A 23084-nucleotide genomic window follows, 5' to 3' on the forward strand; every position below is an offset into this window, starting at 1 on the left:
TTTAATGGTGGTGGGTTCACATGATTTGGCGGAGACAGAGCGGTGTGGCAGTCATCCATGCTTGGGTGATGGCGGTGGTGCTTTGTCTTGGGTTAGGCGAGTTGGGGGCGCAGGAGATGCCGGTGTTGCGGACGGCAATCGAGGTGCGGCGGGTATCGGCGGAGGTGGCGACGAATGGAGTTCCCGTAGAGGTCGTGGGCGTGGTGACGTTGGTGGATTTCGGGCGCACAGTGTTTTTGCAGGATGAGACGGGCGGGACTTTTTTCAAAGGAGCTGCGACGAGTTCGGGGTTGCAACCGGGGTTGCGGATCAGGGTGCGGGGGAAGACGTTTCCGGGATTGTATGTGCCAGGCATCGATGCGGATCACGTGGATGTACTAGAGCGCGGGGTGTTGCCGAAGCCGCGCAAGGTGAGCTTCGATGATCTGGCGGCGGGGCGGTTTAATTACGAATGGGTGGAGCTGGAGGGTATAGGGCGTCAGGTGGTGGGTGTGCCGAAGGATCGCACGACATTATTGCTCGCGGTGGGTGGGCGCCGGATCGAGGTGCAGGCGGCGGAGCCGATGAATGCGGCGCATGAGAAACTGGTGGATGCGCGGGTGAAGGTGCAGGGCTTGGCGGCAGGGTTCATCAATGACAAGCGGCAACTGGTGGCACCGCATATCCGCATCCAGCGCATGGAGGATATCGAGGTGCTGGAGGCGGCTCCGAAGGATCCGTTTGAGCGCATGTTGTCGCCGTTGAATTCCTTGCTGCGGTTCACGCCGGATGGGTTCAACGGGCATCGCGTGAAGGTGCAGGGCGTGGTGACGGCGAGTGAGACGGGGAACGCGCTTTATCTGCGGGATGAGGATCGGGGGTTGCGCGTGCTGGCGAGGGATGTGCGGAGGTTGGAGCCGGGAGATGTGGTGGAGGTGGCGGGGTTTCCGGCGATGGGGACGTTCAGCGCGGTGCTGGAGGATGCGGTGTATCGGCGCGTGGCGCGGACGAATGCGCCGGAGCCAGTGGTGACGAATGTAAGGCAGATCATGCGCGGGACGCTGGACGCGAACTTGGTTTCAATTGAGGCGACGGTGTTGGAATTTCTCGCGGGGCGCACGGAGATCGGGCTGGTGTTGCAGAGCAGTAACGAGGTGTTTCGCGCACGGTTGGAGCGGACTGAGGGAGAGGAGTCTTTGTCTTTGGAAGCGGGGACGAAGATCAAAGCCACGGGGGTTTGCCTGACGGAACAGGTGAATTCGTTCTCGATGAATTTCAACAGCAGTCCGCGGACGTTCGAGCTGTTATTACGTTCACCGGCGGATGTGGTGGTGCTGACGCAGCCGCCATGGTGGACGCCGCAGCGGCTGGCGTATGCGGTGGGCATTGTGTTGTTGCTGGCGTTCCTCGCGTTGATGTGGGCGTTGCAGTTGAATGCGCGGGTGAAAGTGCAGACGGAGGTCATCCGGCAAGGCGTGGAGAAGGCAGCGGCGCTGGAGGAGCGGCAGCGGATTGCGCGCGAGTTTCATGATACGTTGGAGCAGGAATTGGTGGGGCTTTCATTGCGATTGGATGCGGTGGTGCCGCGCGTGGAGGAACCGAAGGCGCGGGGTTTGGTGGAATCAACGCGGAAGCTGGTGGGGAGATTGCAAGTGGAGGCGAGGGAGTTTGTGTGGAACTTGCGCGGGTCGGAGGTGGACCCGGCGTTGCTGAGGCAATTATTGGAGAGGAGTGCAGCGGACATTTCAGGGGAAGGGGCACCCCTCATCCTTAGTCCTTCTCCCCTCCGAGGGGAGAAGGATGGTAACGCTCAAGCATCCTGTGCCGGTGGGCAATCGGATGGCGGCGTGAAAATCTTTGTGGAAGTGCAAGGGGACTTGGCGCGGATTCCGCAGAGTTTGGCGCATCCGGTTTTACGAATCGCGCAGGAGGCGATGGCGAATGCGGTGAAGCATGCGGAGGCAAAGGCGGTTGCTGTTTTGATCGAGGTGCAAGATACGCGAGTGCGATTGGTGGTGAAGGATGATGGTAAAGGGTTCGATGTGAACAAGGGGAGTGCGGCGAAGCCGGGGCATTTTGGCCTGCAGGGGATGCAGGAGCGGGCGAAGAAGGCGGGCGGGGAATTGCGGTTGGGCAGTGAGATCGGCAAGGGAACAGCGGTCGAATTTATCGCGCCGCTGGGAGTCAAAGGATGACGCATGAGCAATAAACGGATCCGGTTGCTGGTGGTGGATGATCACTTCGTGGTGCGGAGTGGCGTGGTGGCGTCGCTGGCGCTGGAGGATGATCTGGAAGTGGTCGCGGAGGCGGAGACGGGCGAGCAATCGCTGACGCTGTATCGCGAAAAGAAGCCGGACGTGGTGATCATGGACCTGCGGTTGCCGGGGAAGAATGGCATTGAGACGACGGCTTTGCTGACGAAGGAGTTTCCGGGGGCACGGGTTTTGATTTTTACGACGTATGATGGGGATGAGGATATCTATCGGGCGACGCAGGCGGGGGCGTTCGGGTATCTGTTGAAGTCATCGCCGCGTGAGGAATTGTTGGCAGCGATCCGGGCATTGGCGAAGGGGGAGCGGTATATGACGGCGGCGATCTCATCGCGCCTGGCGGCGCGGGTGGCGGGGCCGGATCTGAGTCCGCGGGAGCTGGAGATTCTTCAGCTATTGGGGCGGGGGCTGAGTAATAAGGAGATCGGGGCCAAGCTGTTTATCTCCGAGGACACGGTGAAGCGGCATATCAGCAATCTGTTCGTGAAGCTGAAGGTGAATGATCGGGCGCAGGCGACGGCGGAGGCGATCCGGAGGGGGTTTATTCATCTCGATTGAGGTGGAATGACCAATGACGAAATCCGAATGACGAAGGAATGAGCAATGACCTAAATATAATGAGGCTGTCCGTGTCATTGCTGGTGGTGATGCTCGTTTCAATGGTCGGATGTCGAAGGAGCGAGCCTGCAATGCAGTATGAAGCGAATAAGAACAAGATGCGGCAGCTACTTGGACATGTATCGCAAATCAAGTTTGAAAAGAAGGCGAGTAACTTAGGTGAGGCATTGGTTATCGTGAAGCGGGAGAATCCAGATTCGTTGAAAATGCATGGGGTAGATAAACGTCTGCTATTGAATCCGGACTGGCAGTTGTATGATGCGGCTACTACCAATGAAGTTGCGGTGGTGACCGAAGTGGCCGTTCTGTATTATGGAACAAATTGTTATGTGGCAGTCAGGTTCGATCTGACAACGGTTGCCATGGATAAGCCGCCTGTTTGGGTGAATAGGACTAATAATCAGTGAGTTGAGAATTGGGCAGGCATCCCTTGTCCTGTGGGAGCGTAATGGCATTATCGGAAAAAACGATAAGTGATATCGGAAAGTAATATTATGCGGGGCGGAGGTGGAGGAGTAGCATGGGTGCAGAAAGGAAGGAGAGGCAGCGCAGACTGACGTCGGCGGCTGCTAAATGGAACGAAGGAATGTCCAAAATCGTATCAACAGGACTTTAGTGATGAACCACATGGCGCTTGCTCAGGTGGTTTGTTTTGGAACAATGTCATTGAACCCTATGCGCGGCATGAAAATTTTATCCTTACTGGCTCTCAGTGTGTTTTGCGTCGGCTCTTTGCGGGCGGCGGAGGAGTATGATCTGGTGGTTTATGGCGGCTCCTCCGCAGGCGTGGCCGCGGCGGTGCAGGCGAAGCGGATGGGGAAGACGGTGGTGGTGATCGAGCCGACGAAGCGATTGGGCGGGTTGAGCAGTGGTGGCTTGGGGCAGACTGACATTGGCAACAAGGCGGCGATCGGGGGGATCGCGTTGGAATTTTATCAGGGCATCCGCAAGCACTACAATGAGCCGACGGCGTGGAAGTGGCAGGAGCGCAAGATCTACAAGGACGATGGCCAGACGCGCACGGCAGAGGGTGAACCGGCGATGTGGACGTTCGAGCCGAGCGCGGCGTTGGGGGTGTTCAATGATTGGGTGAAGGCGAACAACATCGAGGTGGTTTATGGCGAGCGGTTGGATCGCAAGGCGGGTGCGGCGATGACGAAGTCGATTCCGTGGCGGATCATGTCGATCAAGATGGAGTCGGGGAAGACGTTCAAGGGGAAGATGTTCATCGATGCGACGTATGAGGGAGATCTGATGGCGGTGGCGAATGTGAGTTACACGGTGGGGCGTGAAGCGAATGCGCAGTATGGCGAGACGTTGAATGGTGTGCAGGTTAAGCAGGCGAAGTCGCACCAGCTTTTCAAGGGCATCGATCCGTATGTGAAGAAGGGTGAGGCGAGCAGCGGGTTGCTGCCGCATATCGATCCGAAGGGGCCGGGCGAGGAAGGTGGCGCGGATAAGCGCGTGCAGGCGTATTGCTTCCGTATGTGCCTGACGGATCATCCGGAGAATCGCATCCCGTTCCACAAGCCAGATGGTTACAACGAGCTGTGGTATGAGGTTTTGTTCCGCAATTTCGAGGCGGGCGAGCGAGGGGTGCCATGGATCAATTCTTCCATGCCGAATCGCAAGACAGATACGAACAACAAGTTGGGTTTCTCCACAGATTTCATCGGGCAGAATTATGCGTATCCCGAGGCGTCTTATGCGGAGCGCGAGAAGATCGTGGCGGAGCATCGCCTGTATCAGCAGGGCTTGATGTGGACGCTGGCGAATCACCCGCGCGTGCCGGAGAATGTGCGCAAGGAAGTCTCGCGCTGGGGTATGAGCAAGGATGAATTCGTGGAAGGCAATGGCTGGCAGGAGCAGATCTATGTGCGCGAGGCGCGTCGCATGGTGAGCGATTACGTGATGGCGCAGAGCGATTGTCAGGGCAAGACGGAGCCGAAGGATCCGGTGGGCCTGGCAGCGTACACGATGGATTCACATAATCAGCAGCGTTATGTGGATGCGAACGGTCACGTGCGGAACGAGGGCGATGTTCAGGTGGGCGGGTTCTCGCCGTATCCGATCAGCTACAAGTCCATCGTGCCATCGGCGAAGCAGTGCGCGAATCTTTTGGTGCCGATCTGTCTCTCGGCGACGCATATCGCTTATGGGTCGATCCGCATGGAACCGGTGTTCATGGTGCTCGGTCAATCGGCAGCGACGGCAGCGGCGCATGCCATCGATGAGAAGAAGTCCGTGCAGGAGATCGATTATCAGAAGCTGCATGACAAGCTGGCGGCGGACAAGCAGGTGCTGGTGTGGACGGGGCCGAAGCGCTCAGCGGAACATGGTGGTGCGGCAGGGCTTGATCCGAAGTCTCTGGAAGGCGTGATCATCGATGATGAACAGGCGAAGCTGGAGGGTTTTGGCATGACGGGCCATACGATCTCGCCGTATGTGGCTACGGGTTATCGCCATGATGCAAACGAAGAGAAGGGGCAGCAGAGCGCGGTGTTCCCGGTGAAGGTACCGAAAGACGGTAAGTATGAGGTTCGGATCGCGTATACGCAGAATGCGAATCGCGCAACGAATGTGCCGGTGAAGATCGTGCACGCGAGTGGCACGGCAGACATCAAACTGAACCAGAAGAAGGTGGCGGAGATCGACAAGATCTGGCAGCCGGTGGGGCAGTTCGAGTTCAAGGCGGGCGCCGAGTATAGCGTGGAGATCTCGAACAAGGAGACGGATGGGTATGTGATCATTGATGCCATTCAAATCGTGGAGAAGAAGTGAGGTGATGAGTTTTCAGCGGGAATAGGACTTCTGGGGCTAATGGGACGAATGAGTTAGCGCCGTCTCACGACGGCGGCTACGGATTCGAGGGCGAGTCTGCACTTATGACAAAAGTGTGACAATTGTGGGGGTGGGGTTTGGTAGGATGTGGCTGAGATGAGCGAGGTGAGGGTCACTCCCGGGCGCCGGTTTTTGGTCCATGGCGTGCTGGTGTTGCTACCGCTGGTCCTGCTGACGGCGATGGCGGTGCTATGGTTGCGACAGGACCGATTGACGGTGCTGGAATCGGCACGGGAAGTGGCGAAGCTTTCGAGCAAGGAGAGTGTGCGGCGGATTCAGGAGCGGTTGGTCCATCTTTCTGAGCCGGGACGCAGCAATGAGGTGAAGGAGCGGATCGAATTCACACTTACGGAGGATGGCCGGTTGCTTTCGCCGGAGCCACGTGACCGATTGCCGGTGCCGCGGCCTTATCCCATCACCAGCCTGAATGCGGACCTGCGCAAGCTGTGGGAGCAGGCGATGGAGGCGGAAGCGGGCGACACGATGACGGTGCGCTCGAATGCGTGGGGAGCGTTTCTGGCGAAGGCACCAGTGGAGGAGTGGCGGGCACTGGCGCAGTATCATCTGGCGCTGACCCTCGTGGAGCAGAAGCCGGAAGAAGCTTCAGGATTGTTAAAGGAGGTTTTCATGAAGCCAGTAAGGGTGCAGCTAGAGAGCGGGTTGCCGCTGGTGCCGATCGCGCAATGGCGGTGGATGCAGATGAACAGCAATCTGGTGACGGGAGAGATGGTGGATTTGTTTTGCTCCAATGCGGTGGCTTATCCAAGCGTTTTGACACCGGACTTGGTGGCCGGGACTTTGCAGTTCAAACAAGCGGTGCCGACGAGGGTAACACATTGGATGAGAGAATGGCGACGAGATGAGGTGGTCCGGAAGATTCATGCGAGCTATCCAAACTTATGGGTTTCCAAGGATACGGAGGGGCAAGGGCGGGAGGCGAAGTGGGTGGAAGCTGAATGGGACAACTGGTTTTTGTTGCAGCGAAAAGAAGGAGGCAAGGTCGTCGGTATTTCCTGGAAGACAATACAAAAGCAACTGCGCGAGGAAATGGCGTTCAGTTATGTGACGGCACGGTCCATGGTTTATCAGGTCAAAGTTGCTGACAAGGTGTTGCTGGATGCTTTTCTGGATAGTGAGATATCGGAGAGGCATCGGATCAATATGCCGGCTGAAACGGAAGTCCTGGCCATCTCGGCAACGACAGAGAAAGGTCTGGCGGTAGAGGTGACGACCTATCTGTGGAAACACACCGCTTACCAGGCAAAACAGGATCAGCGAATTTGGACGTTGGGCGGAGTGATCGCTTTGGCGGTGGTGGCAGCGCTGGTGGGATTGATCTCGGCATGGCGGACGTTCCAGCAGCAGTGGCAGCTCTCGGAGATGAAGAGCAATTTCGTTTCGAGCGTGTCGCATGAATTGCGGGCACCGCTGGCTTCGGTGCGATTGATGGCGGAGAGCCTGGAGCGGGGGAAGGTGCCAGGGGAGGAGAAGCGGCAGGAGTATTTTCAATTGATCGGGCGGGAGTGCCGGCGGTTGACGGCGTTGATCGAGAATGTGCTGGATTTCGCGCGGATGGACCAGGGGCGGAAGCAGTATCAGATGGAGCCGACGGATGTGGTGATGCTGATGCAGCATACGGTGAAGGGGATGGAGGCGTATGCGGCGGAGCGGAAGGTGACGCTGAAGCTGGCGATCGAGGGCGAGGTGCCGGAGATGGAGATGGACGGGCAGGCGATGCAGCAGGCGATGATCAATCTCATCGATAATGCGGTGAAGTATTCACCGGAGAACAAAGAGGTGCGGGTGTCGATGGAGTTTGACGGGAAGTTTCTGTGCGTCGGGGTTCGAGATGAGGGACCTGGGATTCCGCGGTGGGAACGGGAACGGATCTTCGAGCGGTTTTACCGGAGCGGGCAAGAGTTGCGACGGGAGACGCAGGGGGTGGGGATCGGGTTGAGCATCGTGAAGCATGTGGTCGAGGCACATGAGGGGAGTGTGACGGTGGCGGAGACGAAGTCGCCGGGGAGTTTTTTTGTGATCGTATTGCCGATGAAGAAGGGAAAGTTAACCACAGATGAACATAGATAGACACAGATGAAGAAACTCCGAATCAAAACTCCAAAGGAGATGTGAAGACGTCGGACAGCGAGAGGGGCAGTTTTTTTTACAGAAGGGCACCAAGGGCGCGAAGATAGGAATGAGGAAATCGAGGACGACGACGAGGATGCATGAAAAAGGATGAAATGAAGGAGCGGGTGCTCATCGTGGAGGATGAGTATGCGATGCGGCGCGGGCTGGAGGATTGCCTGCGGGCGGAGGGGTATCGGGTGATCGCGGCGGCGGATGGGGAGGAGGGGTTGAAACGGATATTGGAGGAGAAGCCAGATCTGGTGCTGCTGGATGTGATGATGCCGAAGCGGGATGGCTACGCGGTGTGCGCGGAGTTGCGTCGCACAGGGGTGGACACGCCGGTGCTGATGCTGACGGCGAAGGGACTGGTGGAGGATCGTGTGAACGGGTTGGATGTGGGCGCGGATGATTATCTGGTGAAGCCGTTCAGCACGGAGGAATTACTGGCGCGAGTGCGGGCTTTGTTGCGTCGCGTGCAGCGAAAAGCGAAGGGAGTGACGCTGTTGCGGCTTGGACCGGTGCAGGTGGATTTGATCAAACAGACGGCAGTGAAGGGGCGCAAGGTGGTGGAGATGTCGGCGAGAGAGTTCGCGATGTTGCGATTGCTGGCGGAGGCGGAAGGTGAGCCGGTGACGCGGGAGAGGTTTCTGGATGTGGTGTGGGGGTATGGGGCATTTCCGACGACGCGAACGGTGGATAATCACATCGCAGCTTTGCGGGTGAAGGTGGAGGTGAATCCGGAAATGCCGCAGTGGATCAAGACGGTGCATGGGGTGGGATACCGGTTGAAAATGACCAATGACGAAGCCGGTTGCACCGGCGGGCCAAAGATGGGGAAACATTGAACATACAACGTCCAACGGGGAGGGTTAGTGGCGGAGGTGTCCGCCAAGTGAAGGACTGCCGGCAAGATTCCGGCAGCACTTTGAGTTATGACAAAAGTGTGACAATTGGAGCTGAGAGATTTTGGCAGAGTGAAGGTGTTAAATGAAATGGCGGCAGACGCCGGGGAGATGGAATGTATGAAAAAGAATTTTCAGATGAGCTTAATTTTGAAGGTGCTGGTGGTGGGGCTGGCCCTGACGCTGGCTTGGTCAGGGCAGGTGCGGGCGGCGGATGAGCTTAGCCTGCAATTGCAGAAGGGATTGCTGGCGGAGGAGGTGCACCGGGATTATGCCACGGCGTTGAAGGCGTATCAGGCGGCGGTGGCGGTGTATGATACGAATCGGCAGGCGGCGGCGACGGCGGTGTTCCGCCTGGGGGAGACGTATCGCAAGCTGGGGCGGACGAATGAGGCGCGGGCGCAGTATGAGCGGGTGTTGTTCGAGTTCGCCGACCAGTCAGCACTGGCGGGCGCGGCGATGAAGCAGATGCAGGCGGATTTTGGGAGGGCAGCGGTGCCAGCGTCGGTAACGACGACCAGTCCTGGCGATGATGCGCAGCGGAAACTGCTGTTGAGCGAATTGAGAATGCGAGAGGCGCAACTGGCTTCCTTGAAGAAGCTGAAGGCAGAGAGTTTGCCGATGGCTTTGATGCAATGGCAGTACAATGACCAATTGAACAGCCTGTTGAAATCTGGCGATGAACTGAGGTTGCAACGGGCGGTGAAACTGAAAGACCTTTCACCGGAGCATCCGGAGATCGTGCGGTCTGATGCGGCATTAAAAGAGAACGACAGGATGATAGCTGAACTGGTGGGGATCATCATGGGGCAGATGGAGGAGCGGGTCAGGTTGTTGGGTGAGCAGGTGAATGGGACGACGGTGGCGAATACCACGCGAAGTATTCCGACAAGGCCCTTACGAGTCTCTGCCGGAACTGTGGAGCCCGCGATACCTGTGGAGGAACAGGTGGAGATCGAGCGCTTGCGGGCGATGCTGAAGAACAGCCCGGATCTGATCAATGCGAAGGTGGAGGGGCAGCAGATACCTTTGCACAAGGCGGCGGGGTTGGGGCAGACGGCAGTGGCGGAATTTCTCGTCAAGAATGGAGCGGACATCAATAAAAAGTCTGATGGGATGGTATGGACGCCTTTGCTTGCCGCGGCTTACAACGGACACAAAGGGATGGTGGAACTGCTGCTGAAGCAAGGGGCGGACAAGGAGGCGATGGACACACAGAAGGTGACGCCATTGATCGCAGCCGCCAGCAAAGGCTATCGGGCAGTGGTGGGCGAGTTGATCGAAGCGGGGGCGAACGTCAATGCGCAGGATGGCGGGGGGTATACGGCGCTGCATTATGCGGCGATGGCCGGAGATCATGAGATGGCCAGACAATTGCTGAAGGCGAAAGCGGATCCGGGATTGAAGCTGGGAGATAAAACGTGGGCTGGCAGATCGGGGGATAAGGCAACCGCCCTGCATCTGGCGGCGAGAACGAACAGCCTGGTTTTGATCGACGCGCTGCTGGCGGCTGGAGCGGATGTGAAGGCGAGAGATGCCATCGGGCAAACGCCTTTGTTCGGGGCGTTCTCGCAGGGTAATGTGGAGATATTGAAGAGACTTATCGAGGCCAAGGCGGATGTGGCGGCGAGGAACATCGATGGGAGTTCGGTGTTGCACTACATCGGGAAATACACGACGCCAGAACTGGTCAGGGAAGTGGTGAAGGCGGGAGCGGACGTGAACGGTAAGGGAAGGGAGGGGTGGACGCCATTAGCCGCTGCCGTGGGGGCGGGGAAACTGGAAGTGGTGGAGTTGTTGTTGAAGAATGGGGCGGAACCGAATGTTATGTCACAGCACGCCATGACACCATTGATGCTCGCCATCTCGGCAAAAAATGCGGACATGGTGCGGCTGCTGCTGACCAACGGGGCGAAAGCGGTAAGGTTACCGGAGGCACCGGTCTGGCAGCACCCGGTGGTGGCTGCCGCGAAGCACGACGAGATCGAGATAATGCAAGTGTTGCTCGACCGGGGGGTGGACCTGTCCGTGACGAATGACAAGGGGTATACTTCGTTGCATTACGCAGTGGCGACGATGAATGGGCCGATGGTGGAGTTGCTGGTGAAGCACAAGGCCGATCCGAATGCGGTGCATCCGGGCAGTGGGGAAACGCCGATGACATTGGCACAGGCGGGGAGGATCGTGGATCTGGACAACCCGAACAAAACGGCAGGACGGCCAACGTCTCCTAATGTGCCCAGTGCGATCAGAAGTTCCACGCAGCCTTTCGGCGGGAGGCTGAGCGAGAGCGAGATCAAGGCGGGGTTTGAGCAAATCGTGAAGCTGCTGGTGGAGCATGGTGGGGATGAGTTTTTCCGGCGGCGGGCGGTGATCGCCGTGGGACGAAACTTGGAAACGGCCGAACCAATCTTCCGGAAGGATGCTGCTGGTATCAACCGTTATAGTTTGTACGAGTTGCTGGCTACCCAGTACTCCAGCCCTTTCAACCGGCTGGTATTTCCGGATTTCACCCGCATCACGATCAGCCGACTTGAAGGAAGCGGAGTGAAAAACCGGACGGTGAACATCGCCTCGGCGCTGGAGAGTGGAGATTGCGCAGGAGATCTCTGGCTGGAATGGGGAGATATCGTCGAGATACCGGAAGCGGATCATAACCTGACGGAACCCTGGGGGGGATTGCCAGCGTCATTACGGAATACGCTGGTCACTTGCAACCAGCGGAAAGTGGTTCTGACGGTGAAAGGGAACACCTATGGGCTGACCTTGAAACCGATGCTCCATTTTCTTGTCCCACCAGGAGTGCCGCTGATGCCGGGGACAGTTCCGCCGGGAGCTGCTATTCCGCCAATGAGGACGGTGGTGTATACGAACCTGGGCAGCATGAGGTTGAGCAGTGTGGTTTTCGATTCCAAGGCGTTGCTGGCCAGCTCGGATCCCAAACGGGTGAAGGTGACGCGGGCAGTGTCCAAGTCGGGGGAGAAAAAAGAAATGCTGTATAATGTCGGTGAGATCCAAAACACACCGAACGACCTGTGGCTGCGGGATGGGGATGTGATCGAGGTGCCGGAGAAGGAGTAAGAGGGGAAAGGATGAATTATGAGTTATGAATTATGAATGGGAGTGAAAGAAGAAAATGGACTTGAGCTCGGTGGATTGATTGGAAGGAAGGTTATGAAGAGGAGTGTGATGATGGAGAGAAAGCACATGAGGGGTTGCGCAGGAGGGATTGAGCAGGTAAATATCTGGGAATCCCTAACGCAAAACGTTGTGCGCATGAATAAGCCATCTCGTACCCCAGTCACGTCATCCCGTCGTCGTTTTCTCCAGACTACTGCCATCGCCACTGCCGCGCTTGCCATGCCGCGAGTGTTGACGGCGCAGAAATCGGACGCCAAACGCCCGACGGTGGGCAGTGGGGAGCATACGTATGAGGTGATCCATAATCATGTGCAGTTGCCGGACAAGTATACGTGGCAGACGACGCATAATGTGGCGGTGGACAAGGACGGGAACATCTATGTGATCCATGAGGGGCGTGAGGATCAGAAGGATCATCCATCGATTTTTGTTTTCGATGAGAAGGGAAAATTCATCCGGGCGTTTGGTAAACAATTTCAGGGTGGCGGACATGGGTTGGAGATCATCACGGAGGGCAAGGAGCAGTTCGTGTATGTGACAGCGTATCAGCAGGTGAAGAGTTTTGCGAAGCTGACGTTGAAGGGCGAAATGGTGTGGGAGAAGCGTGCGCCGATGGAGTCGGGCGTTTATCTGAAGGATGAGGATACCAAACCGATAAAGCGCTGGGGATTGGATGCGTTCCTGCCGACAAATTTTGCATTCATGCCAGATGGGAGCTTTTATCTGGCGGACGGGTATGGCTCGTATCGCATCCACAAGTATGACAAGGATGCGAACTGGAGGAGCATGTTCGGTGCACCGGGCAAGGCGGATGGGCAATTCAATCTGCCGCACGGAATCTGTTTCGATAATCGCGTCGGTCGCGAGAAGTCATTGGTGATCTGCGATCGCTCGAACGCACGTCTTCAATGGATGACGCTGGACGGAAAGCATATCAAGACGATGACGGGCTTTTACATGCCGGCGAATGTGGATACTTACAAGGATGTGTTGCTGGTGCCGGACTTGAGCGCGCGCATCACGTTGCTGGACAAGGACGACAAGGTGATCGTGCATCTGGGGGAAGATCCGGAGTGGCGAAAAGCGGTGATGGCGAATAATCGCGCGATGCGGGCGGAAGCCGATGGTAAGAGCTGGGTGAGCGGGAAGTTCCTGCATCCGCACGATGCGTGCTTTGATGCGAAAGGAAATATTTTGGTGGCGGAATGGGTGAACACGGGGCGCATCACGCTGTTGCGCAAGGTGGGGTGAGTGTGAACCAGGTTAACGCACCTGCTTCACTTCCAGTTTGGTGAAGCGGGTGGGGGAACGCCAGGAGGCGAGGGTGAGGTGGGTATTGGTCCAATCACCGGACCAGTCCCAGGGCGGCGTGATCTCCAAGTGCCGCCCGGTGAGCGGGTAGGTTTGGAGAAGTTTGTCCTGATGATAAACGTGAATGACGTTGGGACGGACTTGGAGCAGGAATTCGTAATTTTGACCATTCACGAGGGGGAAATGGAATGAGCCTTGAGAACGGAGGTCTTGACCATCGAACATCTGCACGCCGCTGAGGCCGGGATGTTCCCAGGCATCGAATTCCAGCGCGCCCATGCCTTGAGTGGTGCGGAAAAAGAGCGCGATGGATTGGGTGCCACCGAGACGGGTGAGGGCAACGCGGATATCGTAACTGGTGCCGAGATTTTTTACGGGAATGGCGAGCAGCGCGGACTGGGCATCATGAAGTGAGGTGAGTGAACCGGCGGATTTTTCCCAGTCGCCACGATGAAGCGCGGTAGCGGGATCAGTGGTGGCGATGAGGTTGGTCCACTCGGGAGACTGTGGTGGAGCGGAGAAAAACCACATGATGAGAGCGGCAAATAGGATGCCGCCGGAGACGAAGAGGAGGAAGAGTTTTGAGTAGCGAGAGGGAGATGATGATGGAGGCGGAGGTGGTGCTGGCTTTGGAGTTTCAATGTCTTCAAGACCAGCGGCGAGCAACGCTTTGGCATCCAGTCCTTTCAGGACGGGACGCCGTGACGTTGGTTTCTGGTCTTGAGACATGTTCAGCCCACGGCTTCCAGCAAGAGCCGGATCTCGTCCTGAAAATCGTTCTCGTCGAGCTGCGTCTCACGCACTTTGCGGATGAGCTTGTCGCGGTATTGCGTGCGCAGGCGGTGTACGGCGGATTTGATCGCGGGGCGGCTCATGTTCAGCGCTTCTTCTGCACGAGCGTAGTCGTCCGTCTCCGGTTGGGAGGTGAGATAAGGACGCAGGACATCGAAAATATCGCCACGCTCTTTTTCAGCCCAATCTTTGCCGAGGTCAGTGATGACGTTCTCCAAGAGCGTCAACGCCCATTGACGGTCATACATCTTGTCCGCCGATTCACCAGTGATGAGCTGCTCCGCATACCAGCTTTCGGCCTCGATGACATCAAAGGAAACCGCCTCCGTGCCGCCACCGCGTTTCTGCGAAGATTCACGCCGCGCCTCGTGGCCGATGTGCCGCTTGAACGCCGTGAGCAGAAAGGTGCGCAACTTGCCTTTTTCCGCATCGGCGCGACTGAACAGGTCTTTCTCCAGCACTTGGATGAAGAAACCTTGCACGAGGTCTTTCGCATCTGCCGAAGCAAAACCCGATCGACGGGCAAACGCATACAGCGGAAACCAGTACGCCCGGCACAACTCCTCCAGCGCCTGGTGCGCTGTGGGGTCGTCACCACGCGCTTGCGCCACCACGCTCCAGCGCGTGGTCACAAAGGCGGCATTGCTGTTCGGCTCCTCAACCATTGGAACAATTTTGCCCCAGCAAATCAGCGGCCAAAAGAAAAATCACTTTTTCTGCAACCGGTGTCAAAAAACCGGCAAGTAGAGGGTGAGATGAAAAATAGAGTCGTAATGATGGTGGTTGTTGTGCTGGGGCTTTTGCTGGCCCAAAGCGGTCTTGGACAGGGTTTTCCGAATGTTCCGCAAACGGCGGGAGCACGTCTAACTCCCTTGGTAGGAACGAATAACGGGCGCATGGCGATTATCGCCTATCACAATGGCTGGCTCTACACCTCGCCAGAATCGCCGGACAGCTTGGCCGGTTCGGACATTCAGGCACGACGCTGGAATATCTCGAACCTAGGGAATGTTTATGTGGAGGAAGTGCTGGGTGTCTCGCCGCAAGCGGTGAATGCCCATGGCTATTTCAATGTCGGCGACCGTCTCGTGCTCGGTCCGAATAACGCGGGCAGCAGCTGGACATTTCGTGCGGCTTCACCCGGTGTGAATGAGCGCGGGCCGATGGCGGGTTTGGGCAATGTGGGGGTGCGCGGTTCGCTCTTCTATCCGTGGTTCATCGGTCCGACTTACTGGAGCTACAACGCGGTGGAGGGGAATGCGGAGTTGTCGTTGCGCGGTCAGGTGCTTTCGAGCTGGGATCACCTTGGACTTACGGGCGTGATCGGTCATCCGTTCATCGTGGGAAATCTGCTCATCTTCGCCTCCGATCAAAGCCGCACGGGCGTGGCCACGTATGACATCAGCGATCCGGCGAATCCGCGTTTGCTGGATGTATTGAAAACCGGTGGGCCCGGCGGTTACTGGCCGGAGTTGTGGGGTGGTGATGGCAAGCTCTACGTCGTGTTTCCCTATCGCGAGAATGGTCGCGGCATGCGCGTGGTGGATGTGACTGATCCGGCGAATCTCCGTTTTCTCGCAGATGTGCCGTTGCCCGGTGATGAGCCGATGTATGCGCAATTCCAAGATGAATACGCCTTCATCGGCAGTCACAAGGTGGACATGCGTTCGCTGCAATCCGTGCTGACCTTCAATACGGCTGCACAAGGCGTGGATGCGAGCCAGTTCGCGTTGCCTTTGGGCAATCTGCTCGTGACCGGTGGCGTGGGTGAATTTCAAGGCATGGCCATCTGGGCACATCAAGCGGCACCGGATACGCGTGGGCCGTCCGTCGGCTATCATATTCCACGCGCAGGACAGACGAATTATCCCGCCGGTCTGCCAATCACCTTGTTGATCCATGAAACGTTGGAAACGCACACGATCACGGTGGGTGAAAACTTCATCGTGCGGCCAGTTGGTGGAGCAAGCATCTCAGGAACGGTGACGTTTGCATTTGATGACATCCTGACATTCACGCCCAATCAGCCGCTGCAAGCCGACACCACGTATGAAGTGGTCATTCCCGCAGGTGGCATTCGTGATGCGGCGGGCAATGGCATTGAAGGTTACTCGTTCACATTCTCAACGGGTAACAGCGTGAATGGCAATCTACCGCCAACGGTCACAAGTTTCACCGCCACGCCGTATCCCGCACAGCCGTTGATGGAGATTTCTTTTCAAGCCGCAGGCAGCGATCCAGAAGGCAATGCGTTGTCCTATCGTTTTGATTTCGGTGATGGTTCGGTGAGGACAGATTGGAGTGGAGTGACGACTGCGACACATTCCTACGCGAATGCCGGTCACTACCAGGCGAAGGTGCAAGTGCGCGATAACTCGGGTGTCATCACCACCCGTGCGACAACTGTGACCGTGATGCCGGAACTTCCTGCGGGCAATCGTCCCACACACAGTTCGCAGGTCGTGGTTGATACGGCACGTCGCACAGTCTGGACGGTGAATCCGGATAATAATTCCGTGCGCTCCTTCCATGCAGACACGCTGGTGGCTGGACCTGAGATCACTGTGGGTGCTGATCCACGCAATGTGGCGGTTGATGCCAATGGTAATGCCTGGGTTACGTGCCATGATGCGGATCGCATCGATATTATCAGTCCTGCTGGTGCTTTTCAGACGATTCCCTTGCTCTACGGCAGCGCGCCTTTCGGCATTGTGATGAGTTCGGATGGGTTGATCGCTTACGTTTCCTTGCATGGCAGCGGGCAAGTGATGCGCTTCAATACGGGCACGCGCACTTCATCGGGCGTTCTTTCAGTGGGACCGACTCCACGCGCGATGGCTTTGAACGCTGATGGCAGCCGTCTTTATGTCACGCGATTCATCTCGCCACGGCATCGCGGGGAAGTGTGGGCGGTGGATACGACGGGTGCGATGTCAGTGAATCGCACTCTGGCAATTCCCAAGTTCGGCGGGGAATCACATCGCGATGGCACGGCGGAAGGCAAGGGCATCGCGAACACTTTGGCCGGCATCGCGCTTTCGCCTGATGGCACGCAACTCTTCATCACCGGCAACAAGATGAACACGGATCGCGGCGTGCTTACAGACTCTGAACTCACTCAAGATAACACCGTGCGCAATATCGTGGTGGTGATGAATACGGCAAGTGGGCAGGTGACGGATTCGCTCGACATTGATAACAGCGATTCCTCGAGCGCCGTCACGTTCTCGCCGTTGGGCGATTACTTTTTCGTCACCTTGCAGGGAAATAATGAAGTTGCCATCTTTGATCGCCTGGCGGTGAACAGTGAAGCGGGTCTAGGCGGTTTGATCACGCGTCATGGTGTGGGGCGTGCGCCGCAAGGTGTCGCTGTTGATCCCGTCACGCGTCGTGCTTTTGTGAGTAATTTCATGGCGCGTTCGGTATCGGTACTGGAGGTGGATCAGTTTCTTGCCACGGGTGCGTTGAATATTCCGACGAATACGGTTCAGACGATTGTCACGGAAGCGTTGTCTCCCGCTGTGCTACGTGGCAAGCAGCTCTTCTACGATGCCTCGGATACGCGCATGAGTGCTGAGGGCTACATCTCCTGTGCGACGTGCCATAATGATGGCGGGCAGGATGGGCAGGTGTGGGATTTCACCGGGCGCGGCGAAGGTCTGCGCCGTACGATCACGTTGCGCGGTCGTTCTGGTATGGCGCATGGAAACGTTCACTGGAGCGGTAACTTCGATGAGATTCAGGATTTCGAACACGATATCCGCAATGCCTTCGGCGGTTCCGGCTTCCTGACGAATGAACAGTTCTTCCAGACGAACGATCCGTTGGGCGCGAGCAAGGCGGGATTGAACGAAGACCTCGATGCGTTGGCTGCGTATGTGGCCAGCTTGGGCAATCAGCAATTGCCGCGCAGTCCGTATCGCATGAGCAATGGTTCACATACTGCGGATGGCTTGGCCGGTCGTGCTGTGTTCACCACACTGAATTGCAACTCCTGCCATGCTGGGCCGACGATGACCGATGAGGCATTTCACAATGTTGGAACATTGCGCGCTACATCGGGTCGCCGTCTGGGTTTGCCGCTGACGGGGATTGAGACACCGACACTTCGAGGGCTTTGGGCGAATGCGCCGTATCTGCATGATGGTTCTGCGCCGACGTTGGAAGATGTATTCAGCGTCGCTGGTGGCCGGATGTATCCGGCGGAGACAGGCGTGCGTGGCGGTCAGGCTGAGCTGCATTCCAACGCAGGCGATATCGCGAACAACTATGACGCCACGGTGCGTGGGCGTGCGATGGTGACGCTGGTGCAAAACAGTTCGTTACGTTTCGATCAGGTCGATGGTGGCACAGGTGGCGTGGGAGCGATCGAGATCCGCTACAGCAACAGCAGTCCAGTGCCGTTGACCCTTCGCGTGAATGGCGTCGATCAGGTGGTGAATCTTCCCTTCGTAGGGAATTATCCGGTATGGAGGCATACGGTGTGGATGACGCAGCGAGTTGAAGGTGTTGCGTTGTTCGCAGGAGAAAACAATGTCGTGGAGCTTGTTACTTCCGGGTTCTCTACCTTGAGCGTGGATGAAATGCTCGTATCCACGACGAATCACTTGCAGCAAGCACACGCGCATCGCCAGGTGCAATCGCTGACGGCTCAGGAGCGTGCGCAACTGCTTGCTTACTTGCGCGAACTGGATGGCAGCCTGGTGGAGAATGGTCCTGCAGCGCCGCCAGCCATCACGTTGCAAGCGCCGATCGATGCTTTGCAAAACGGATTCAGCCAGCAAACACCGGTGCGTTACAATCTACAGTTTAGTCGGCCGGTAAGCGGATTGACGGTTGCTGACTTGGCTTTGAGCGGCACCACGGGGGCTCAGGCGTTGACGTTGGTGGAGTTGAATCCGGGTCGCAGCTATCGCGTGGAGATCGCGGATATGTTGAAGAGCGGTGTCATTCAACTGCAAGTGCTGACGGGAGCGGTGCAGGATGGAGCGGGCATTGCCAATGCAGTCAGCCCCTTGGTTGCGGTGCAATGGCAGCCGTTGGTGGATGATCTCGTGACTCTGAGCGATGAGTTTGATCACACGAGTTCCCTGACGAACTGGCACAGCCTGAACCAGACAGAAGGTTGGGGTGTGAATCAATTGGAAGCGTTGGATGTGAATGCGACGCGCGCAGGGCACATGCGGTTCATGCCGCACACGGTGTCGTGGTACATGAACAATCAAGGGCCGCTGGTGTATAAGGAGATCACGGGGGATTTCGTGGCGACACTACGTCTGCAAGTGCAGCGTCGCAATGGCCTGCCGGGGCGGCCGGAAACCTCATGGTCCTTCGGTGGGTTGATGATCCGCACGCCGCGTAATATCACTGCAGCCGGACCTTCACCTTCAGCACCATTGAATACACGCCTTGCATGGCCGCCAGCGGGCTATGCGACGGATTGGACGCCCGATGGTGAGAACGACATCGGCATCTCGCTGGGCTCTCCTTACAACTGGATGAATCCGAATCCGAATCAATGGGCGGTGAGCTCGCGGTCCACGGTGAATGGTGAGACATCAATAAGCTGGAGCACGAACGATGTGCCGCTAAGCAGCAGTTGGGTCACATTCCAAGCGGTGCGTATCGGAAACACCATTATGCTGCTGCGCCGTCATGATGGCGGCGAATGGATCGTCACCGAACGGCATACGCGGCCAGACATGCCTGCGACAGTGCAGGTGGGATTGTTCGGTTTCACGGATCATGCGAATGCGGTGGCCGGTGGTTTCCTCACGCAACGTTTCGATTATCAAACTGCGTATCATCACAATCGCAATGTCATCAGCACTGCCAATGGTTATGCGGCGAATCCCGATCTAGTAGTTGATGCGGACTACTTCCGGTTCCAACGTCCACCGGATGGCTTGAGCGAACAGGCCTTGCTGAATGTTCCATTGAATGGGGAGACGCGTTGGCTGAGTGGCACTGCGTTGAATTCGACTTTGGGCGATGGTGTGAATGTGCCCTTCATCACTGCCTTGCCGGGTGGTGCCAAGCCGTTCGCGTTGTTCGCCAGCTCGGCGGGGGTTGTCGCGAATCCGTTAGCGGATGCGGATGGGGACGGGCAATCGAACTTTGCTGAGTGGGCGTTGGGCGGCACTAATCCTGCCGATGCGGGTGATGCTCCAGCGATTGTGACCTCCACCTACACAGATGCCGGGCAAACATGGCTGGTGCTATCGCATCTGCGTTTGATTGGTGGTGTGACGAACTCCACCGCCTACGCGAATGCTGGAGCGATTTATGAGGTGACGGGCAGTGAAGATCTCGACTGGTGGGAACTCGCACCAATAGGCATCGCCAATCTTGAGAACTTGCCAACGCCACCTCTTGGTTATCAGTGGGCGAGCTTCCGTTGGCCAGCTCCAGTGAGCGGTTCGAGTCGTGGATTTCTTCGTTTCAGATTATCTAGTGAGACACCATAAACTCATGCTTTGTTACATTGCCCGTCATCCACACCGGATGGCGGGCAATTTTTGTTTAAGGACCAGCAAGTATCTGCCGATAGGAAGGCGAGCAGGGGATGGCAATGACTTCCCTTGCGTGATTTCAATGAAACGAATCCTGATACTTGGTCTGTCATGTTTTGCCACTGTAACTGCTTTGAACGCAGCGGAATCCGTTGCAAATAAAAGCAGCTATCATCTGTTCAACCCCACGCCGTCGGAGCAGATGCGTGAGATGAGCACGGATCGTCCGGACAAGACGGAAAGTCCCTACACCGTGGATGCCGGCCATTTTCAGGTGGAGTCGGATATCGCGAATTTTTCCTACGACCACGACACCGCTGCGGGAGCAGACATCCGCACGCGTAGCTGGTCGCTGGGAACGTTGAATCTCAAGGTTGGGCTCAACAACCGTTCGGATCTGCAGTTGGTCGTGCCAAGCTGGAACCATGTTCGCACGGATGATCAAGTGGCTGGAACGCTCACAAAGCAATCTGGTTTCGGTGACCTCGTGGCTCGCCTGAAGGTAAATCTCTGGGGCAATGACAGCGGTGATACAGCTCTCGCCGTGATGCCGTTCGTGAAGTTTCCTTCGAATACCGATGCCTTGGGCAATAAAGATTACGAAGGCGGCTTGATTGTCCCTCTGGGCATCGCTCTTTCAGAAAATTGGAGCCTCGGTCTGATGACGGAGTTCGACATCATCAAGGACACCGCCAGTTCCGGTTATCATCCAGAGTTCATCAACAGCATCACGGTGAGCCGTCCCATTTTCGGTGAAGTCTCGGCGTATCTGGAATTCTTCAGTGCGGTGAGTGCGGAACGCGGCACACCGTGGATCGGCACGGTGGATTGCGGTATCACGTGGGGGATCACCAAGAACATGCAGCTCGATTGCGGCATCAACTTCGGCGTCACCCGCGCTGCTGAAGACATGAATCCGTTCCTCGGCTTCACCTTCCGCTACTAATTCAATTTTTTCGACGTTTAATCATGCAAATCAGCCTGCGGACAAAAGTGTTGAGCATCAGTGCGGTGGGTGCACTGCTTATCTTCATCGTCGGTGCCGGTGCTGTGCACCAGCTGCGACAGATGATCGCGAACCAGGAAAAGATGAGCGAGGCCAACTCCGCCCTGCGCAATCAACTGGAGGCGGACATGATGCACGATGCCATCCGCTCGGATGTGCTCGCCGCCTTGCGCGCCAGCAGCCGGAAGGAGGCAGCGGAATTGCAACAGGCAAAGGCTGCTCTCACCGATCATTCCCAAACTATCCGGAATCGTTTCAAAGAAAACGATGCGATGAGCCTGACCGAGGAAACCCACAGTGCGATCAAAGCTGTGAGCGGTCCATTGGATGCCTATGTCCAGCAGGCAGAAAAAGTTCTCGCCGCAGGTGGAGCGAATCCCGCCGAAGCTGACGCATTGATGCCCGCTTTCACGAAATCATTTACTGATCTCGAAGAAGCGATGGAGAAGGTGAGCGATGTCATCGAGGCAGGCAGTGAAGCCTATGCCAAATTGAACGAAGAGCTCTGCCAGGCCTTTTATACGCGCTTGATCGCCACGGTCGTGCTGGGTGTGATCGTTTTGATTGTTGTTGCGATCGCAGTAGCTCGCAGCATTCCGAAACCGTTCCAGACATTGACCAATCAGATGGCGGAGATGGCCCGGGCAGTGGACACGGCTTCAGGTCAAATTGCCGGAGCCAGCCAAGGGTTGGCCGAAGGAGCGAGCCAGCAGGCCGCGAGTCTTGAGGAGACGAGCGCGAGTCTGGAAGAGATGTCGTCGATGACCCGCCGCAATGCCGAGCACGCGCAGCGGGCGAAAGATCTGGCGAACCAGACCCGTCAAGCAGCGGATGTTGGGGCGACGGACATGGGAGCGATGACGCGTGCAATGGATGAGATCAAGGGAGCCAGTGATAACATCGCGGCCATCATCAAGACGATCGATGAGATTGCTTTCCAGACGAATATTTTGGCTTTGAACGCCGCGGTGGAAGCCGCGCGAGCGGGTGAAGCCGGCATGGGCTTCGCCGTGGTGGCGGACGAAGTCCGCAACCTGGCGCAGCGAAGTGCGACTGCCGCGCGTGAGACGGGCGAGAAGATCGCCGATGCGATCCGCAAGAGCCAGCAAGGCGTGGAGTTGAGCGGGAAGGTGGCGAAGAGTTTGGAAGAGATCGTAGGGAAGGCCCGTCAAGTGGATGAATTGGTGGGGGAGATCGCCGGAGCTTCCCGAGAGCAGAGCACGGGCATCAGCCAGGTGAACGAAGCGGTGACGCAGATGGACAAAGTGACGCAGGGCAATGCGGCGAGTGCCGAGGAGAGTGCGGCGGCAGCGGAAGAACTGCACGCACAGGCTGCCGCACTGAAGGGAGCTGTGGAGCAGTTGCAGGCGCTGGTGGGAGGGAAAGGTGAAGCAGCCGTTACGGTAAATCACGCGAAACCAGCAGCCGTCGCGAAATCAGCAAGTGGGAGCAAAGTGTTGCGCCCGACTGTCACGAAAGCTTCCGCATCCAAGCCGAGTTTGGCAACCAATGGCGCCAACGGTCACAACGGCAAGCATCAAGACCCGCTTCCCATGGAAGAGGCCTTCAAAGACTTTTAAAA

Annotated in this window: 13 protein-coding genes; 11 read left to right on the plus strand and 2 right to left on the minus strand. The window is 57.1% G+C overall.

The genetic code is table 11. The features are described from left to right. Window positions 1-20 precede the first annotated feature (20 nt). The 8 genes from VGH19_17260 (at window position 21) to VGH19_17295 (ending at window position 13132) form a co-directional block, all read left to right on the plus strand. Window positions 21-2174: a histidine kinase gene (locus VGH19_17260; protein ID HEY1173121.1), complete on the plus strand. Its 2154-nt coding sequence runs from the start codon at window positions 21-23 to the stop codon at window positions 2172-2174. A gap of 3 nt (window positions 2175-2177) precedes the next feature. Continuing rightward, window positions 2178-2807, plus strand: a complete 630-nt coding sequence (locus tag VGH19_17265) for a response regulator transcription factor (GenBank protein HEY1173122.1) — start codon at window positions 2178-2180, stop codon at window positions 2805-2807. A 71-nt stretch (window positions 2808-2878) separates the two neighbouring features. Further along, entirely contained in the window at window positions 2879-3274 is a 396-nt protein-coding gene (locus VGH19_17270; GenBank protein HEY1173123.1) for a hypothetical protein, read from the plus strand. A gap of 277 nt (window positions 3275-3551) precedes the next feature. Next, on the plus strand, window positions 3552-5648 hold the full coding sequence (locus VGH19_17275) for an FAD-dependent oxidoreductase (GenBank protein ID HEY1173124.1): 2097 nt from the start codon (window positions 3552-3554) through the stop codon (window positions 5646-5648). Window positions 5649-5804: 156 nt separating this feature from the next. Continuing rightward, window positions 5805-7796 (plus strand): ATP-binding protein, encoded by a 1992-nt coding sequence (locus VGH19_17280; protein HEY1173125.1) that lies wholly within the window; start codon window positions 5805-5807, stop codon window positions 7794-7796. Between the two features lie 140 nt (window positions 7797-7936). Beyond that, window positions 7937-8683, plus strand: coding sequence for a response regulator transcription factor (locus VGH19_17285; GenBank protein HEY1173126.1), 747 nt, complete (start codon window positions 7937-7939; stop codon window positions 8681-8683). A 195-nt stretch (window positions 8684-8878) separates the two neighbouring features. After that, window positions 8879-11821: an ankyrin repeat domain-containing protein gene (locus VGH19_17290; GenBank protein ID HEY1173127.1), complete on the plus strand. Its 2943-nt coding sequence runs from the start codon at window positions 8879-8881 to the stop codon at window positions 11819-11821. A gap of 195 nt (window positions 11822-12016) precedes the next feature. Further along, complete coding sequence (locus VGH19_17295; protein ID HEY1173128.1) at window positions 12017-13132, plus strand: twin-arginine translocation signal domain-containing protein; 1116 nt, start codon at window positions 12017-12019, stop codon at window positions 13130-13132. A gap of 12 nt (window positions 13133-13144) precedes the next feature. Here the strand turns inward: VGH19_17295 and VGH19_17300 are convergent, their stop codons facing one another. Then, window positions 13145-13921, minus strand: coding sequence for a hypothetical protein (locus tag VGH19_17300; protein ID HEY1173129.1), 777 nt, complete (start codon window positions 13919-13921; stop codon window positions 13145-13147). 2 nt (window positions 13922-13923) lie between these two features. Further along, window positions 13924-14649, minus strand: a complete 726-nt coding sequence (locus tag VGH19_17305) for an ECF-type sigma factor (GenBank protein HEY1173130.1) — start codon at window positions 14647-14649, stop codon at window positions 13924-13926. A gap of 108 nt (window positions 14650-14757) precedes the next feature. Between VGH19_17305 and VGH19_17310 the strand changes: the two genes are divergently transcribed. The 3 genes from VGH19_17310 to VGH19_17320 all read left to right on the plus strand — a co-directional run bounded on the left by VGH19_17310 (window position 14758) and on the right by VGH19_17320 (window position 23082). Further along, window positions 14758-20451, plus strand: a complete 5694-nt coding sequence (locus tag VGH19_17310) for an Ig-like domain-containing protein (GenBank protein HEY1173131.1) — start codon at window positions 14758-14760, stop codon at window positions 20449-20451. A gap of 178 nt (window positions 20452-20629) precedes the next feature. Further along, the gene (locus tag VGH19_17315) at window positions 20630-21442 is read left to right on the plus strand and encodes a transporter (GenBank protein ID HEY1173132.1); all 813 of its coding nucleotides are present in this window, start codon (window positions 20630-20632) and stop codon (window positions 21440-21442) included. 23 nt (window positions 21443-21465) lie between these two features. Continuing rightward, window positions 21466-23082, plus strand: coding sequence for a methyl-accepting chemotaxis protein (locus tag VGH19_17320; GenBank protein HEY1173133.1), 1617 nt, complete (start codon window positions 21466-21468; stop codon window positions 23080-23082). Window positions 23083-23084: the final 2 nt, after the last annotated feature.

It is taken from the genome of Verrucomicrobiia bacterium (assembly GCA_036405135.1).
In the GTDB taxonomy this organism is placed as follows: domain Bacteria; phylum Verrucomicrobiota; class Verrucomicrobiia; order Limisphaerales; family JAEYXS01; genus JAEYXS01.